12 protein-coding genes are annotated in these 17447 nt (G+C 43.5%); 7 read left to right on the top strand and 5 right to left on the bottom strand.

What is annotated here, in order from left to right; genetic code table 11:
• Nucleotides 1-164: 164 nt before the first annotated feature.
• The 3 genes from Q7S57_02450 to Q7S57_02440 all read right to left on the bottom strand — a co-directional run bounded on the left by Q7S57_02450 (nt 165) and on the right by Q7S57_02440 (nt 5319).
• On the bottom strand, nt 165-2420 hold the full coding sequence (locus Q7S57_02450) for a hypothetical protein (protein ID MDO8512107.1): 2256 nt from the start codon (nt 2418-2420) through the stop codon (nt 165-167).
• Between the two features lie 113 nt (nt 2421-2533).
• On the bottom strand, nt 2534-2683 hold the full coding sequence (locus Q7S57_02445) for a hypothetical protein (GenBank protein MDO8512106.1): 150 nt from the start codon (nt 2681-2683) through the stop codon (nt 2534-2536).
• 107 nt (nt 2684-2790) lie between these two features.
• A complete protein-coding gene (locus Q7S57_02440; GenBank protein MDO8512105.1) occupies nt 2791-5319 on the bottom strand; it encodes a hypothetical protein in 2529 nt (842 codons plus the stop codon).
• A gap of 170 nt (nt 5320-5489) precedes the next feature.
• Here Q7S57_02440 and Q7S57_02435 point away from each other — a divergent pair, with 170 nt between their 5' ends.
• The 6 genes from Q7S57_02435 to Q7S57_02410 all read left to right on the top strand — a co-directional run bounded on the left by Q7S57_02435 (nt 5490) and on the right by Q7S57_02410 (nt 13019).
• Nucleotides 5490-7583: a glycosyltransferase family 39 protein gene (locus Q7S57_02435; GenBank protein MDO8512104.1), complete on the top strand. Its 2094-nt coding sequence runs from the start codon at nt 5490-5492 to the stop codon at nt 7581-7583.
• Nucleotides 7584-7963: 380 nt separating this feature from the next.
• On the top strand, nt 7964-9550 hold the full coding sequence (locus Q7S57_02430; GenBank protein MDO8512103.1) for a lipid II flippase MurJ: 1587 nt from the start codon (nt 7964-7966) through the stop codon (nt 9548-9550).
• A gap of 15 nt (nt 9551-9565) precedes the next feature.
• The gene (locus Q7S57_02425) at nt 9566-10729 is read left to right on the top strand and encodes a hypothetical protein (GenBank protein MDO8512102.1); all 1164 of its coding nucleotides are present in this window, start codon (nt 9566-9568) and stop codon (nt 10727-10729) included.
• A 1-nt stretch (nt 10730) separates the two neighbouring features.
• Nucleotides 10731-11795, top strand: a complete 1065-nt coding sequence (locus Q7S57_02420) for a hypothetical protein (protein MDO8512101.1) — start codon at nt 10731-10733, stop codon at nt 11793-11795.
• Between the two features lie 60 nt (nt 11796-11855).
• Nucleotides 11856-12569, top strand: coding sequence for a polyprenol monophosphomannose synthase (locus Q7S57_02415; GenBank protein MDO8512100.1), 714 nt, complete (start codon nt 11856-11858; stop codon nt 12567-12569).
• Between the two features lie 54 nt (nt 12570-12623).
• A complete protein-coding gene (locus tag Q7S57_02410) occupies nt 12624-13019 on the top strand; it encodes a four helix bundle protein (GenBank protein MDO8512099.1) in 396 nt (131 codons plus the stop codon).
• 95 nt (nt 13020-13114) lie between these two features.
• Here the strand turns inward: Q7S57_02410 and Q7S57_02405 are convergent, their stop codons facing one another.
• Nucleotides 13115-14500, bottom strand: coding sequence for a Glu/Leu/Phe/Val dehydrogenase (locus Q7S57_02405; GenBank protein MDO8512098.1), 1386 nt, complete (start codon nt 14498-14500; stop codon nt 13115-13117).
• Nucleotides 14501-14609: 109 nt separating this feature from the next.
• Complete coding sequence (locus tag Q7S57_02400) at nt 14610-15716, bottom strand: hypothetical protein (protein MDO8512097.1); 1107 nt, start codon at nt 15714-15716, stop codon at nt 14610-14612.
• Nucleotides 15717-15986: 270 nt separating this feature from the next.
• On the opposite strand from Q7S57_02400, the gene Q7S57_02395 reads away from it, so the two are divergent.
• On the top strand, nt 15987-17192 hold the full coding sequence (locus Q7S57_02395; protein MDO8512096.1) for a hypothetical protein: 1206 nt from the start codon (nt 15987-15989) through the stop codon (nt 17190-17192).
• Nucleotides 17193-17447: the final 255 nt, after the last annotated feature.

The following is a 17447-nucleotide window of genomic DNA, read 5'->3' as shown; positions in this document are numbered from 1 at the left end:
CTATGCGGACGTTTTGTTATCACGGTATTCGTATCTAGAGTGGTCATTAACGCATTGGTTATTCAGTGGTCATTGAGTATTGGGTATTGGTCATTATTACAAAACAAGAGATGACAAAAATATCGGTCAATTGATTGTATCTAACTCAATATCGCGTGTGATCCTTATTTTTTCTTCCTGATTCTGAAATATCCCACCAAGCCAAGTGTAAAAAGAGTAATCAATACTCCGGTAAAAAATCCGGGGGGAATATACTCAAATCGAACCTCCGATTGCCCCGACGAAATCCGTGTTGAAACACGTCCGGTAATATCCTTCGCTGGCATACCATTCGCGTACCAGCCGGGCGCAAAGTTGGTATTGATAATCAAATTATCACTCTCTTTTACATCCACGGCCACTATCACCGAATTGGGGCTCCATTTTAGCAACTTCGCCTCACCCCACCCGTTTTCCAACTCCAAATACGGATGTTTTTCATCCTGAATGGTTTTTACGCGCGCATCGGGTCCTAAAACAGATGGGAAGGTCGTAGATCCATAACCGGCCAAAAATGCGGCATATGAACGTGAATACTTAACATCATTCCCGTTCACATCAACAGTCGTCGTTGAATAATTGTCAGCGGTAAACTCAATTGGATATGCCGACTTTGTGGAAATAACGATTGGATCCAAGACAAATGCTTGTGTAGAAAGCAGATACGAGAAACTCATTAAATCCACTGCCACGCAACCAATAATAATCAGTGCCAGGATATTTCCCAACTTGATTTTTTCTCTGATCAAATCAACGCCAAACCCGGCCAGTAATACTAGGGGAATAACCGCAAACAACACGAAACGCGAGATGTTCGAACGAGGAATAAATGGAAATATATCAAAGAACGGTTTAAACAGTGGCCCGCTCGCGGAAATCAAAACAGCGACAACCGCGGCAATACTCAACAATCTAACAAACTTTTGAGTACGTAATCGAAGAAGCCCGAGCAAAGCCAGCACCAGTAAAAAATACCCAAGATATGCGCCATATTCGTGCCAACCTCCTCCTTGATTAAAAATTGCCTGCGCCCCGTGAGAAATTCGCTCTAGAAAAATTTGCTTTAACCATGGTAGCGTATTTACGGAACTCGCGTACATCGCATCCGGATAATTTTTCAACCACAAAAAGACCGGGATTAATTTTAACGCCGAAAGCCCCAGCGCCCACAAACCCGCTTTTACCGTCAGCCCAAATGTCCGTAATGGCTTCTTTGTGAATAATCCCAACCCGATAAAAGCAACCACCGTATACATCAGCAAATAAATTCCCCCGCCATAAAAAGTCAGCGCCAAAAATATTCCGCAAATAATTGGTTTTTTATTTCCACGAATCATCATTAACCACGCCCAAAAAATCCATGGTATCCACATCGCCATATAAATGTTGGTGTGCCCCTCGACAATTTCCAACAAATTAACACTGCCGAACATATAGCCGATTGCCGTAAGCGTACAGGCCTCAAGACTTAATTTCACACTCCTCGACAACGCCAATACTCCCAGCCCGCCCACTAAAACAGAAAGCATTACTGCCACTCTTATTCCAATCGGCACCCCAAAAATCAATTCCGGAATAAATAATGGCGATAAAACAGGAAACTCCGGATCAGCTAAGCCGGCTGTTCCACCCGCCGTATACGGCTCCCAAAACGGAAAAACGTGATTGGTTAAAATTGCCTGCCGGTAAGCACTGTGTGTTGACATATAATAATCCCAATCAGAAATCCCAAACTTATCCATTTTCCAAAAACCACCCAACGCCAGCGGTGTAATCACCGCCAAGAGAATAATAGTACCAACTAATCTATATTTTTCATTTATGAATTTTACAACAGCCAACCCCAGCAAAAATATTACCCCCGTAAGCGCGCCGGCGCTCGATCGAAAATCAATTTTCGCGGGAGACAAAATTGAAAATGCGATCAAATTTTCTCCGTTTACATCACGCGACCACAAGTTAACCGGCTTTGTCCCATGATTAGCTAGTCGAATGAAATATTTTGTATCTTTTTCCAAATCAACCTTCCGAAAACGGAAACTCGCGTCTGTTCGCACTTCCGTATATGTTATTTTAGCATTGCGGGAACTTGCCATTATTTTTCCACCCTCGTCCAATATCTGCAGTTCTACGCCAGCAATCTTAGCGATTTTATCAAAATAAAAAGTAAGTCCTCGCACCGATTTTACCGGTGCCTTAAATTCTTGTTTATATTCGGCAGACGGAACAAGCGTTTCTTTGATCAAGCTGTCTTTCACGCGAACAACAAAACGAGTTTGTTCACCCAGAGGAAGAAATATAATCCCTAATACAACCACCACGGCAATCAATACCGCGACCGCGAGCATAATATACTTATCTTCGGTAAATTTCTTCAGCATTTTATTGCCCTTAAAACATAGCCCGAACCGCGAGGATTGTATAGGCAAAGAATCTCTCCGGTAAAACAAATTAATAAACTTGGTAACCCCTCACAGGTTATCGGGTCGGACTTTTATTCATAAAGGTCCGACCCGCATTGGCCGACGACACGTTGCCACCAATTAAGGTCGGACCGCTCGGCAGTCCGACCTTGCTCTTCTTCGGAGGTGGCGTTGGTTAGCGCGTCGAGATACGAACCGTCTTCCACATCGCCCCACTTCACTAAAGTTACGAGGGGCAGGCACGAGGTGCTGATCCCACTTCACCAAGGTTTCGCGGGACGAAGAGCACCACCTCCGATGTGGCCGTTACGTCAAATCTCTCGACCTGTTAGCGGTTACGAAACTTATTCTTTCGGAATAAGAAAAATCGTTGCAACATAACAGCCCCTGCAATTAACACCGATACGAAAGAAATCCAAAAACCAACGTAAAAAGAAAGTGGAAAATATTTAAAAACAATTTTTTTATCACTCATAAGCACGCGCGCCGCCACAAGACCGTTTTTTTGTGCTACTTCCCTTTTCGGCACCGTCTTCCAACCGGGATAATAATTTTGATTGATGGCCAGCCAACCATCCCGCTCAAGTTTTTCCATTTGTACGATAATTTTTGTCGGGGAAACAGAAACAACATCCGCCTTTACATCCGAATTGAGAATATACGCTTCCCCTTTATAGGGTCTTGTTTTACTCGTGGTTCCTTTACCCGAAGCCATCATCGGCCTATTAATCACCATATTGGGGACGCACAAATCCGTCGTCCCCTCCCGCGCGAGATAATTCAAATAGCCCGCCTTATAATAACTACTATCTTCATCAGTATAACCGCCATTCAAACGCACAAATTTTTCCTGTCGCTCAAGTTTGGGCCGGGATAAATTGAATAAATTGTAAAAATTTGGCGCGCCAACGGCAAACAGATCACCGATTACAAAAAGAACCACCAGCCCAACAACAATGTTCCGGATTAAAGTTTTCTTAATTAACTTTTCGGATACCGCGTTTAGCCCATACGCACAAAGCAATCCAAACGGCAAAAAGAAAATACTGCGCAGTCGCTGGGGATTGCGGACAATTTCTTTCAAAACAGGTATTTGCTGAATTAACGTCCATGGGAAAAATCCAAATACCATTACAAGAATAATCAAGCCAATAATTAACCACGCCAGAACCATTTTCTTTCGCACGATAAACGGCAAGCCAAATAAAAATAACAATACCGGTACTAAACCAACATAACTGCCAAACTCCGACCAGCGATAATTTTCTCCCGTTAACGCGTAATGCCAGGCAAAAGAAGCGTCCTGGTGGCGATCAATAAACATTTTTGGCAACCATGAGAGGGACGCGATAAACGAAGGTAAACGATTAAAGGCGTCAAAAATTACTACCAACTCCACGGCCGGCAATAACTTCACTGCCGAGAACAAGCCGGCCGTAATCAAAACAAGATACAACATCAGTATTGGTCGTAAGCTTCGAAAACCAATCGCAACGCCAATCGCCAAAAGACCTACTAAAATCACGGCAAAAACAGGCATATGGGGTCCGCCACCTAAAAAGATCCATGCCAACATTCCCGCCGTGGGTATTAAATAAATATTTTTTTCCAAACTTCGCAGGTAAAAATATACAAACAATGGAATTAATCCGACAGGAATCCACGCAAAAACACCCGTAGAAAACGCCAACATCTGAAAACCGGAGAAAGAATAAATTGCTCCCGCCAATATCGCCGGTAATTTATTTACCCCAAGAAAACGACGCGCCAATAAATACGTTCCAAAAAAACCGAATGCGAGCGTCAGCGTCACCGACAAACGCAATCCTAAATTTTCACCAAATACCAATGAGAGCAAGAAAAAAGGATCCGTATGTGCCGATTCGATATTGGCCAAAAGTGGTACACCACCGCAAGTATAAGGGTCCCATTGCGCGATCGTTCCGTCTTTCAGAATTGATTCCCGCCCAAGCGCGCGAAAAAGCAAGTTACGATGAACATCCCCCATCGAATCCATTTTATTTAATAGTAAGTAATATGGCGCCGTTACAATTCCGGCCAATACTACTCCAAGAAACAAAACAGAAAATATTTCGCGCTTACTAAACCATAACGTCGCGACACTCAACTTCAGTTGTGTCGTAATTACTTTTTTTATAAATATTCTAACTGGACGAATAAGCGTCGCTATTAGAATTAATAATGCGTAAAAAAGTAGTACGCGATACTGTAACCCACGCAATACAATATGCCAAAGTACTGAAGGAGTCGATTCGCGCAAAACTTTGAAACCGATATGACCAACTATTTGCCGACTTGCACCATTTTCCCCTGATTTGGAAAATAATTGAACTCCCGGAAGTGAGTAAATTTTGGGTTCATAGAAAGCACTTAACGCTTTTTCCTCCCCAACGCCCCTTGTTGTTATTAAAATATTATACCTCCCGCCAATCAATAGTCTGGCCGACACTTTGAACCTAGTAAAATCATCAGACCATAATTCGGAAATTTGCAACTCTTCTTTTCCCAACAAAACACCCTCATGATCGTAAACCCCCACAGAAACGAAAGAACCAGCATCTGCACCTCTGAAATTTTTCAAACCAACGGAAATATGCGTTATTTCTGTTTCCGTCGCGATAAACTCTTGAACCAACGCTTGATTATCATAAACATCAATCCCATTCCCCGTACCAACCGGCGCATACGCCACGCCTTCACTTATGATCGGATTATTAACAATTATTTCTCGCGTCTGAAAAATCAATATGCCCGCAAACAATAAAACAGAAACAAGCATAATTACCCAAACCCAATTTGATTTTCTTTGACCGTAAACTGTATCCGCATCAACCATGCCCTGATTATACAAGATTATTTATAAATATGTGTCTCGCTTTTACAGCTTGAATATATGCTCATCTACAGATAAACTTCCCACATATGATTAGCCGTAAAATTAGAATAATAATTTATACAATTCTATTTTTTGCGCTAGTGTTTCTATTTGTGTGGAAACCGATTTCCATGATTTCCCAAACTAACGAAGCAGATCAAAACAATCTCCACGTCAGAAAAGTTTTTGGTGAATCAAGAATTGGACAGACAATACACGTCCCCGCGGGTTACATCTCGGGAATAGAAGTTAAAATAAATAAAAAAGTATTACCCGATAACACCCCGATACGACTGTCAATAAAGAAAACATCAAACGATAGTTTAGTATTAAGACAAATCGATAGCACTCTCGGCAATGCACAAAGAGATGACAAATTAGTATTTAGTTTTAAGCCAATCAGTAGAAAGAACATCTATTTTGAACTTTCTGCTCCAACACTAAACGAAAAAGATTGCGTCGCTCTGCAATACCAAATAGACAGTCAAAAATATCCGGAAGGACAAATTTTTCAGAAAAATCAACCTTCCTACGGCGACCTTGCTTTTACGGCATATTCTTCTCCACCTCTTTACGGTCTGATTTATATATATTTACGGCAATTTCCACCCCTTGCTTTGGCGCTGGCTTTGTTAATCATTGCTCCATTTTTTTGGCTATTTGGAAAAAAGCCTGCCGAGACTGAACAGATTAGCCTAAAAAAAATGTTACTACCCGAATTAAAACCCGTTTTTTTAGTATTTACGGTAATTTTTATCATCTTTTTACCAACACTGACGCTTTATTTCAGACAAGATGATTTTGTTTTACTGGAAAGAGCGCGCGTATTATTAAAAAACAATCCGGCCCTACTTTTCACGGATCGCGGTTTTGTTGAACCAACTCATTCCGACTTTAAGTCACAAATCGCCTTTTACCGCCCTATCACCAATTCCATTATTCCCGCAATGCTCTATCAGTTAGCAAAACTAACGGCTTGGCCACATTATTTATTCAACAACCTGATCCACGCCTTCAACGGCGCGCTTGTGTATTTGCTTTTCCGTTTTTTCCTTAAAAGACGTCTCTCTATCGTTTTATCAATATTCTGGGCCACGCACGCGGCAATTTGGATTACTGTGGCATGGCTTAGTTCCATCCAAGAAGTGCTCGCGACCACTTTTATTCTTGCCACCCTTCTTTCGATTGGCGCCTATTGGAAAAACCGGCGCAATAATTATTTAATTTGGAGCCTTGTATTTTTTACATTCGCTCTTTTATCCAAAGAAAACTCCTTTATCCTACTGGCTTTAATACCGCTGTTTTGTTTCGCGATTGATGACAAACTTTCTTTTTTATTTTTCGTGCGTCGACAGATGCGCGTATTAGCTCCTTTTTTGGCTGTTGCCGCCATTATTTTAACCATCCATACGGCAATGCTAAACGATCCCGGAATGCAAACAGCTTATCTCGACCCGTCATACAAGACATCTTTTAATCCCGCCGTAATGGCCGGAAACCTAAAAACATCACTTGCGTTTTCGTTTAGAGGCATTTTTACCGTTATCCCGGCATCCCAAAAAATCAGTAATTACTACGAACAAGCCACTTCTCTCAAAGGCTGGTCGCTAAATTTGCCACCTTATCTTCTTTTCTTAATCAGCGCGGTATTTCTATTATTAATCATCACCCTTATTAAACGTCCCAAGCACGCCACGTTTTCTGTAGGCCTCTATATTCTAATGAGTATCCCTTTTCTTATTTTACTCAACGAACGGCAAGAACGATGGCTCTATTTCCCTCTTATCGGATTAGTCCTAACGTTTGGAATATTTTTTCAATCTCTTCTTCCAAAAATAAACATCCCCAACAGATTCAAGCAAATCGCCGTAATCATTCTTATATTTTTTGCCGGCGCACAATCTTTTATATTCATCAATCGACATCCGGATTTATTGCTTGCGCGCCAACAATCCGCGCTCACAATGAGCGCCCTAACGCTAATTAGTGCCAACCACTCCACCGTCCCCGCCAACAGCCGCTTTTATTTTCTGAATTTTCCAAAAGACAAACAACAAAATTTAGGTTTTGCGGCGATCAACCTTTTATATCGCGATGCTTCGATTCGCGTCGCCTATACGGATATTATTCCAAAAGACATTGATGAAAAAACCTACCTTTTCAAATACATGCCGGAAAATAATAAGATCATCGAAATTTCCAATCCTGCCAACAAAAAAGAATGAGAACATTTTTTACCAAAAAAACAGGATCACACGCAATAGTGGGTCATTTGAGGTAAACACAGCAATTCCTCCCTTTATTTAAAGGTTGCACACACTTCGGCGGTGTTGCCCTGATGGACTAAAGGCGGGGAGGGATTGTGACAATAAGAACATCGCAGTTTTTTAACTTAATCCACCCTCGCCCTTTGAGCATCGGCGAAACACCGCCAAAGCGTGTGCAATTTGAAAAAGGAGGGTAACGACGCCGTCTTCTGTGGTTTGACGCTAATTCTGTTTATTCCAGTATCCCACTATTGCGTGTGACCCAAAAAACACTCAAAACAAGCCTTAATTCAATAGACTTTTGGGCCTTTTTGGGCTATTCTATTCAACAGTTACTCATGGATTCACGCACAACGGAATCAGTCATAAAACCGCCCCCGCTTTTCAAGGCGGCGCGGGCGGGCGGTGCCATCGGCATCTCTACTGTTGGAGCGCTTTTGGCGGGCTTTTTGCTGCAACTTTCCATTGCCTATAAATTCGGCGCTTCCGGTAGTACGGACGCCTATTTTATGGCGCAGGGAACTTCCGAACTTTTGGCGAAAATTTTACTCGGTGGATCTATCACTTCCGTTTTTTTGCCCATTTTTGTCGAATATTTAACCGGTGGCCAGCAGGACCGCGCCTGGAAACTGGCGAATAATTTATTTAATGTCTCGGCGATTATTTTTACGGTCGCCTTGATTATCTTGGAATTGTTTATCAATCCGATTGTTTCATTTATTGCTCCCGGTTTTTCGCCGGAGGTACACCACGTCACGGTGGAAATTTTACGCGTCATGTTGCCCGCCTTCTTTTTTACGATGCTTTTAGACTTAGGCGCATCAATGCTTAATTCGTTGCACATTTTCGGTTTGCCGGCGGCAGCGCGCCTCATTTCTCCACTTCTTTCTTTTTTCTTCGTCGTCTTTTTGACCGATCGCTACGGCATTATCGTTTTGGCGTTTGGCGCGCTCATCGGCGGGCTCTTACAATTATCATTAATTCTTTGGGCACTTTATCGTGAAGGCGTGCCCTATCGCCCAACTCTTTCTTTCACCGATCCAGACCTAATTCGAGTACTGCTTTTGGTTTCTCCGTTTATTTTAAGCATCATCGCCGCGCAAGGCGCGGGAATTGTTTATCGCATTTTGGTTTCCCATTTTCCGGAGGGATCCCTTTCGGCGCTTAAGTTTGGTGACAAAATTGCTCAGATGACCAACAGTCTTTTTCTTGCCAACATTGTTGTTGTTTCGTTCCCCGCTTTCTCGCGCGCGGTCGCCACGGGTTTGGAAAGTGAGATTGTAAAAACAACAAAACAAGCGTTTCGTTTTATGGTTTTCTTCGGCATTCCGCTTACAATTGGTATCGTTCTTCTTCGCACCAACGTCATTCGTTTACTTTACGAACGCGGTTCTTTCACCACCATCGATACGGGCATGACCTCCGCCGTTTTGGGAATTCTTTTACTCGGTCTTCTAGCAAACGGCTTAAGTTCACTGCTCGGTCACCTTGCGCTCGCGATGAAAGTGACGCGCGTTTCTGTTGTTGTCACAATAATTACGCAATGTTTAACCATGGTACTTTTTTACGTGTTTGCTCCGCGGTTAGGTGTAAAAGGACTGGCATTAGGTTCCGCGATTTCGCCGTTTATCTTAACGTCGCTTTACGCGATCTGGCTTTCAAAACGCGTCCCGCATCTTTGGACAATTTTTGCCGATACCAGTTTATTTAAAATACTAATCAGCGGTGCGGTTCTGTTTGCCGGCACCTATCTGGGTCGCCATATTTTCAGCGGACTCACTTCAGGCATTACCAACGATATCGTGACAATTCTGGGTAGTGCGACTTTCGGCTTAACGGCCTATTTAGTTACCGCCTATGTGCTGCGCGTGCCGGAATTCAGCACAATTCGCGAAATAATGTATTATGCAATTAAGCGAAAATAATTTTAACTCAATCCTATGAAATTTGCCTGCGTAGAATACACCACTAAAAGCCATAAAATTTGGATTCCTTCCGAAGAACATCCTAACTATCTTGGCGATCCGCTTTCCGAAATCGATCCCACTTCTTTTGGTTCTTACACAACAGCCTTTAATGGACAACATGTTCCCCTCACTGGTGCAATTTTAGGACAACTGGATGGAAATGTTTTGCAAGGTTTGTACCAACGTTTGCATTGGCGACTACTCGCCACCTGGGGAAATTATTCTCTTGGTTATTTCAAAAATTTTGACACATTGTTAGTTGTGTACGACTGGAAACGCGGCAACGAGCTCGCGAAGTTCGTGAAACGCTTGCGTGCAACATATCCGGCAATGGTGATTGTCGGCGTACCAACGCAACCATTCGGACAATTGCGCGATCAGTGGCGTTCAGGCGCGGAACATCTTTCTTCTTTAATTGAATTTTACAACTCCTGCCATGCCGTTCTTTCGATTGTGCGAGCGACAGTTCCCTACCAACAATCACTTACGAAAACACCTGTCGTTTATATTCCCCAACCCTACCCGGCCGAATATGCCCAAAAATCTTGGCGCGAACCGGCAGACAAAGAATCGATTATTTTTATCGCCGGGGAAACTTCCCGTCCGGATATTTTAGCCGGCCATCTGGCGGCCAAAGAAATTCAACGCCAATTCCGCGACAGTATTATTCACGTTACTGCCACGCCCGATTCGCCGTTAAACACCCAACTACTCAAAGGCACCATCCACGAGATCGTTCCCTTCCGTCCGTGGCGCCAATATCTGCCATATTTGGCCGGAGTAAAAATTGTGTTAAATATGGATACGTGGTGGACACGCGGACGGGTGCAAGCAGACTGCGCCGCGGTGGGCACGGCTTCAATTGGTGGCCCCAGCGACGCGCAAACGGAACTTTTTCCGGAACTTATGGTGCGTGACGTAGAAGATTTTCACACAGCAATCAAGCTTGGTACGCACCTATTGGGTGATAATTCTTTTTACAGCGAGACAACCGAACGCGCCCGACACCGTATTCTTTCTTACAATTTTGAAAACACCGTGACGCGTTTTACAAAACTCGTCGATTTAATCAAGAAAGATGAAGTTCAAAACTTCCCCGAATTTCATTGGGTGAATAACGTACTTGTGGAAAAATAATATGCTGGAAAATTCACCGCGGAAAATTTTACTTAAACACGTTGGCAATATGGGCGACCACCTTTTTTTAGTTGGTCCGGCCTTGGAAGTTTTAGCACAACAATATCCGGAGGCGGAAATCACTCTAGTCACCGCCTGGGGTTATAAAGACAAAAAAGGGCGTTGGGGCGAGAGAAATCAAGACGGTTTCTGTATCGCCCTGATGCAAGAAAATCCACATATCGATCATCTGATTCATTGGCACGATAAAAAATTGTCCCTTGAAGGCGCCATTTGCGTTGAAGGCGGAAAATCTTACCCAACATGGAGTCCCAAACATTATGAGTCCGTAAAAAAAAATTACGATTTGGTCGCCGAACTGGATTTCGGTTTAGGAATTTTTGATAATCCGGTAGAAAAAGTTTTTGAACACCTTGGACTTAAAAATATTTCTTACGGAAATTACCCATTTTACGGGTCGGAAGAAGATTGGAAAGTCGGCAAAAGAGTCGCGGAACAATTTCCCGGACCCCGGATTGTTTTTCTGGAAAGCATCAACGGCCAAACAATGCGCGGTTGGGATCCGGAAAAAACAGCTCAACTGGAGAATAAAATTAAAAACGAATTAGGAATTACACCAATTTGGTTTGGTGCGAAATATCCTAAAACATATGATGACCGAGGATTAACGCTACGCGAAAATATCGCATTCGCCGGCTCTTGCGATATCGGTATTGGTGTTATGAGCGCCCCGTTGCATTTTGCCGCTTCAGCAAGACTGCAGACAATTTGTCTCTACGGTGGGCAACCATTACATCGTGCCGCGCCAAGTTTCTTCCTGAATCCGCATATATCTGACCCCAAGAAATACCATGTTACAATCGGAGGACCGACATGCAATGAACCATGTTTTCTTAAACGCGAAAAACCTTGCAAGAATCTTTCTTCTACTGAAGCCAAATCTGCCAAATTTCGATCCTGGCAAGAACCAGGCCGACAATCCGACAAAAGTTGCGTTGCCACGATACCTGTCGATACGGTTTTTGCGGAATTAGTCAGCGCGTTAAAAACAAGAAGTTTGATTTAATCAATATTTGTATATAGTATTTAGTATATAGTATATGGAATTATTAACCTTTTCTCTCAAATGAAAACTACAGTTGTAATACCGACATATAATGAAAAGGAAAATATCGGTAATTTAATTGAGACAATTATTGGATTACAGATTCCGGACCTATCAATTCTCGTGGTTGATGATTCTTCACCCGATGGTACCGGCCAAATCGTTCAATCTTATTCACAAAAATTTCCTCCAGTTTCATTGTTTAATCGCGCGAAAAAAGAGGGTCTCGGGCGTGCATACTTGGCCGGTTTTCAAGAGGCGATCAATCGTGGTGCCGATACAATTATCCAGATGGACGCGGATTTTTCGCACGACCCAAACGATATCCTGCGATTTGTAAATAAAATTAAAACCACCGATTTAGTTATTGGTTCACGTTATATGCAAGGTGGAAAAGTCTCCGACTGGAAAACCAATCGCAGGCTTTTAAGCCAGTGGGCCAATATCTATGCACGCCTAGTAACTGGCGTTCCAATTTCGGATCTCACAGGCGGTTTTAAGTGCTGGAGAACAGAGTTGTTGAAGAAAATGAATCTTGCTACCGTTCATGCCGATGGTTATGGTTTTCAAATTGAAATGAATTCCCGTGCATCCGCCCTCAAAGCAAAAATTTCCGAAATGCCAATCGTGTTTATTGATAGAAGAGTAGGCAAATCAAAAATCAGTAAGTCAATAATTTGGGAGGCTCTGTGGTTGGTGTGGGCGATTCGGTTCAATAGACACCACCTAAAATAAACAGCATCCACTGCTCAATAAAATTTTTTGTATATGGTATTTGGTATATAGTATATGGATTTATCAAACACAAACAAAATCACATCTTTTACGCATTTAGATGCTTGGAGAGAAAGCCACGCATTAGTGCTAATGACCTACAAAATATCCAAATCATTTCCAAAAGAAGAAATATTTGGACTAACTAGTCAAATGAGAAGAGCCGCGGTATCTGTTTCTTCTAACATTGCCGAAGGATTTAGTCGAAACACAAAACGAGACAAACAACAGTTTTATGCGATTGCAAAAGGATCCCTAACAGAACTTCAAAACCAATACATCATTTGTCGAGATTTGGGTTATATAACAAAGGATGATTTTAACACCATCGCAAAGAAAACCGTTGATGTGTCAAAACTAATAAACGGCCTAATAAGGAGTTCAAACTCAAAACCAGAACAGAGTCAATAAATCCATATACTATATACTAAATACCATATACAAAGAGGTAAGCGTAACAACCCCAAAGAAACCAAAGGTTAATAAACCCAAAAAATCTTCTATCCTTACCCCTTCACCTGCGCCGGTACCCAACCCTTAAGCACCATCGCTTCTTGAACGCGTGCCAGAGCAATTCGGTATGCCGCTTCGCGGTTTGTAACTTTTTCTTTATCGGCAATATCAAAAACATCATTTGATGAAGTGGCCATTTTTTGTTCCAACCGAGAATTCACTTCTTCCTTGGTCCAATAAAGATTCTGCAAATTTTGTACCCATTCAAAGTAACTGACTGTGACGCCGCCGGCATTTGCTAAAATATCGGGAATAACAATAATGCCACGACGCGCTAAAATCACATCCGCTTCCGGCGTAATTGGTCCGTTGGCCATCTCGATAATTATCTTTGCTTGAATTTTTTCGACATTTTCGGCGGTAATTTGATTTTCCAATGCCGCCGGCACCAAAATGTCTACTGGCAATTCCAACAATTGCGCGTTGGTAATCGGAGAACACTCGCTGGCTTTTTGACCCGCTTCAGCAACACCAATCCGCGGATAACAAACATTCTTTTCCAAATGACCGGCGCGTTTTTGACCGGCCACCACCGCATCAACATCATGGCCATCGGAATTATAGATTCCACCACGCGAGTCGGAAACCGCCACCACGTGCATGCCGTTATTATGGGCAAACCGCGCGAAATAGGAACCCACATTGCCGAAACCCTGTACTGCCACTTTTAGACCGTCCTTGGCGATATTTTTGCGCGTCAGGAAGTTTTGCAAAACCAAGATTCCGCCGTAACCGGTTGCTTCTTCTCTGCCCAAGCTACCACCCACCGAAATAGGCTTACCCGTGAAAGTTGCTTCAACGTGCGGTGCCCCTTGATGCAGACGACTGTACTCGTCCGCCGCCCACGCCATAATTTGCCCATTCGTATTTACATCCGGCGCCGGCACATCAACGTTTGGACCAATGGCTTCACCTAATGTTTGCACAAAGGCCCGAGTAAGACGTTGTAATTCCCTGTCCGACAACTCCATCGGGTTCAAAGCCACACCACCTTTTGCACCGCCGAACGGAATATCTACAACTGCTGTTTTCATGGTCATCCAAGCCGCCAATGCCTGCACTTCTTGTTCATCTACATCCGGGTGGAAACGAATGCCTCCCTTATATGGCCCACGCGCATTTTGGTGCTGCGCGCGATACCCGTGAAAAATTCGCATCGACCCGTTATCCATTTCAACTGGAATATACGCGTCTATCACCCGTTGCGGATAACTTAATATTTCGATTACATCTTTGCGCAAATTCATTTTGCCACCGACTTCTCTTAGAGTTGTTCGAAACGATTCTAGAGGAGAAATTTTGTTAGTCATGTTCTTAGTTATACTCTTTATTTCTTTTTCTGCCAGCAACGAACCAACACCGATCATGGAACGGAGCAAGATTGCTCCGTTCCGTGATCGGACACAGGTTCGCAAAACTTAACAAAAAAATCCCGACACGCATGTGTCGGGATAAAGAACGAGTTGAAGGTGTCAGACATCTTACAAACTAACCCAGTTGTCGCAAGATCTCGTCGACGATGATCTGCGGTGCAGACGATTTCGGAAACGGATACTGTTGTTCTAACAATTCAATCTGCTTCTCACGTGCATCGGAACGTCCACGCAACCCACTGTCGATGCATGTGAGCAAATCCAGATCATTCGTCGGCTGCCAAAGGATAGGCAAATCGAGCCGCTCAACTTGCTTCTCACGTTTTAGAACGGCACCACCATAAACAGGATCAAGCCAGCACACCGAAAGAATCCCACTCGAAGCCAGATACGGTGCGAGTAAACCATCCGTCCCGAACATCGTTAGGGCAACCCCATTTCCTCTGGCCAAAGTTAAGGCCTCCTGATATTCAAGAAACTCATCCGGTCGAAACTGTGGCAAAATCGAACGTTCATCCAAACTGAGAAATTCGGAATACTCCGGGCTGTTATCGAAAACACGATTATTTTCACCAAGCAAGCAAAGCGCCACTCGGAATCTTCGAGCGTTCCCATCAACGGGCGTACTTTTTTCACGCCCGTGACGATTGACCACTATCGTAATGCCGTCGATATCCACTTCTCGAATTAAAATCGCCAAGTGTTCCAAGGCCAATGGCGATTCGCGCTCCGGAGAAAAGAAAACGTACAGCACCGGTTCATGACCGATACCGAGCTTGAGACGTGTAGCATAAGCCATGGCGCCAACATCTTTGTTGCGCCATTTTTCCAACGCACCCCAGCCGGAGACGACACACTTTCCAGGAAAATTCGGTTCGGGCATCGGGGAGAAAAGCGTGGTCAAGTGACGAACATAATCACGCCAGCCCGGATTCCGCAAACTCCCCGGAAAATCCGATACCCCAAAAGCCGGAACCCCGTCTTCATGTGCCATCATCAACGCACCGATCTCAGAATTGGCTCCAATGACCGGCGACATTGCCAGAAGCACTGCATCAAACGTTGACTTGAGCTGCGGCCATGCACCGCTCTTTCCGGCGACATCGAACCATTTGAGCTCCTGCCAAACCTTGCCACTCGACTTCCACGAATCGTAAGCCGATTGCCCAGTCTGCAAGCATACCGAAACATCGTGCCCCATCTCTCGAAGTAAACGCGCCACCGGCAGAGGACCATTGAGGAAGCTACCTGTATGGGCGGCGACCACTAGAAATCGTTTTTTCGCTTTTTTACTTGGCATCTTTCATACCCTTCGCAAATTATTCACAGAACACAAACCCCGAAACGCTTTCAGGGAATAAGGTAGCATACTATAAGTTATAGTTTGCGTCAATACGTCGTAACGCTATTTAGGAATAATCCTTTTACAGAATCATCCCTAAACAATTCAAATCCATTTGGTTCTTATAAATTTATCTGATACTTTAATCATATGAATGCCACCATTGTTATCTCCGTCCCTTCCGGCTCTCATCACCGCGCCCTGCTCCAGCCAATGCGTGAGCTTTTGATTAATAAATATACTTGGAATTACGTTATCGTTTCTCCCGGCGCGCCATGGGCAGATGAATTTTTCCCTGCTTCGGAGTATCCGCGCCACCGTTTTACCTTTGAAGACATAAAATCAGAAGCCTGGGATAAACCGGAAACGGAAACCAAACTAGAAACGATCTACAAAAAATATCAACCAGATTTGGTATTAACCACAACAACGGGGCGCGATGTCGTTGATCGCCCAATTCTTCGCGTTGCTAAAAAACTGGGTTTAAAAACCTGCACTTTCATTGAATCCTGGGACAATATTTGGAAAATGGCACGACTACGGTCGGAGCAAGTTATTCCCGATAAAATTATCGTCTGGAATCAAATAATGAAAGACCATTTACTTCGCGAGTTTACGGACATCAAAGAAGAACAGGTTGCGGTGACCGGTGCGCCACGCCTCGATCTTTTCTCTCACACAAATAGAATCCCTTCACGTGAAGAACTTTTTGAATACATCGGCTTAGATCCAAACAAGCGACTTTTGCATGTCGCCACCGTCGAACTGTATGACATGTCGAATGTCGCCGAACAAATCGGTATCGCGAAACAAGACGGAAGCCTTCCTGCCGATTTACAACTTTATGCTTCCATGCACCCAGGAAGTGGCAAGCCGGCGATGCACCAACATTGGGCCGATAAATATAATTACACCCTGCGTTATTCTTTCGGACGCCGTGACAATTCCCCACACAAAGATTTCAACTTCAACCCCACGATGCGCGAAATGTATATGCTCGTGGCACTCTGGAAATACACCGACGTGATGGTTAATTTTTCTTCATCTGCCGCCGTGGAATCAATGCTTGGCGATCGCCCGACCATTTGCGTACTCTATGGCAAACCACTCGATTGGTGGAACTGGAGAAAGTCGATGGTGGTTAAGGACTTTAAGGAACATTATCGCGACATAGTTTCCGGTGGCGGGGTACGTGTCATTAAAAAACGACCAGATTTAATTCCCGCAATTAATGACTACTTGGAGCACCCTGAAAAAGACCGTGATGGTCGAGTGCAGAGCTGTAAGAATATCATCACTTTCCTTGATGGCTCTTCTTGTCAGAGGACGATGGAAGAAATTCAGAAACTAGTGTAAAAGACTGAAGTCTTTTACCAGTATATTGTATATAGTATTTAGTATATGGGTTTATTTAATCCGAGCGTTCATGTAGCACAGATGGTAGAGATAGCCCCAATCTGCCAATTTATTTTCGCAACAGTCGATAATTCCATATACTATATACCAAATACAATATACAAATATTGCTTTCGCTTATATTAATCTACTGATATTTTCACATTAACTTAACTTTTTTGTGCCTATTACGAGCTTATATTAGCCATAATTGGG

Source organism: bacterium, assembly GCA_030647555.1.
Classification (GTDB): Bacteria; Patescibacteriota; Andersenbacteria; order UBA10190; family CAIZMI01; genus CAIZMI01.
The sequence above is the reverse complement of the archived record's forward strand: the minus strand, read 5'-3'. Positions and strand labels throughout refer to the sequence as shown.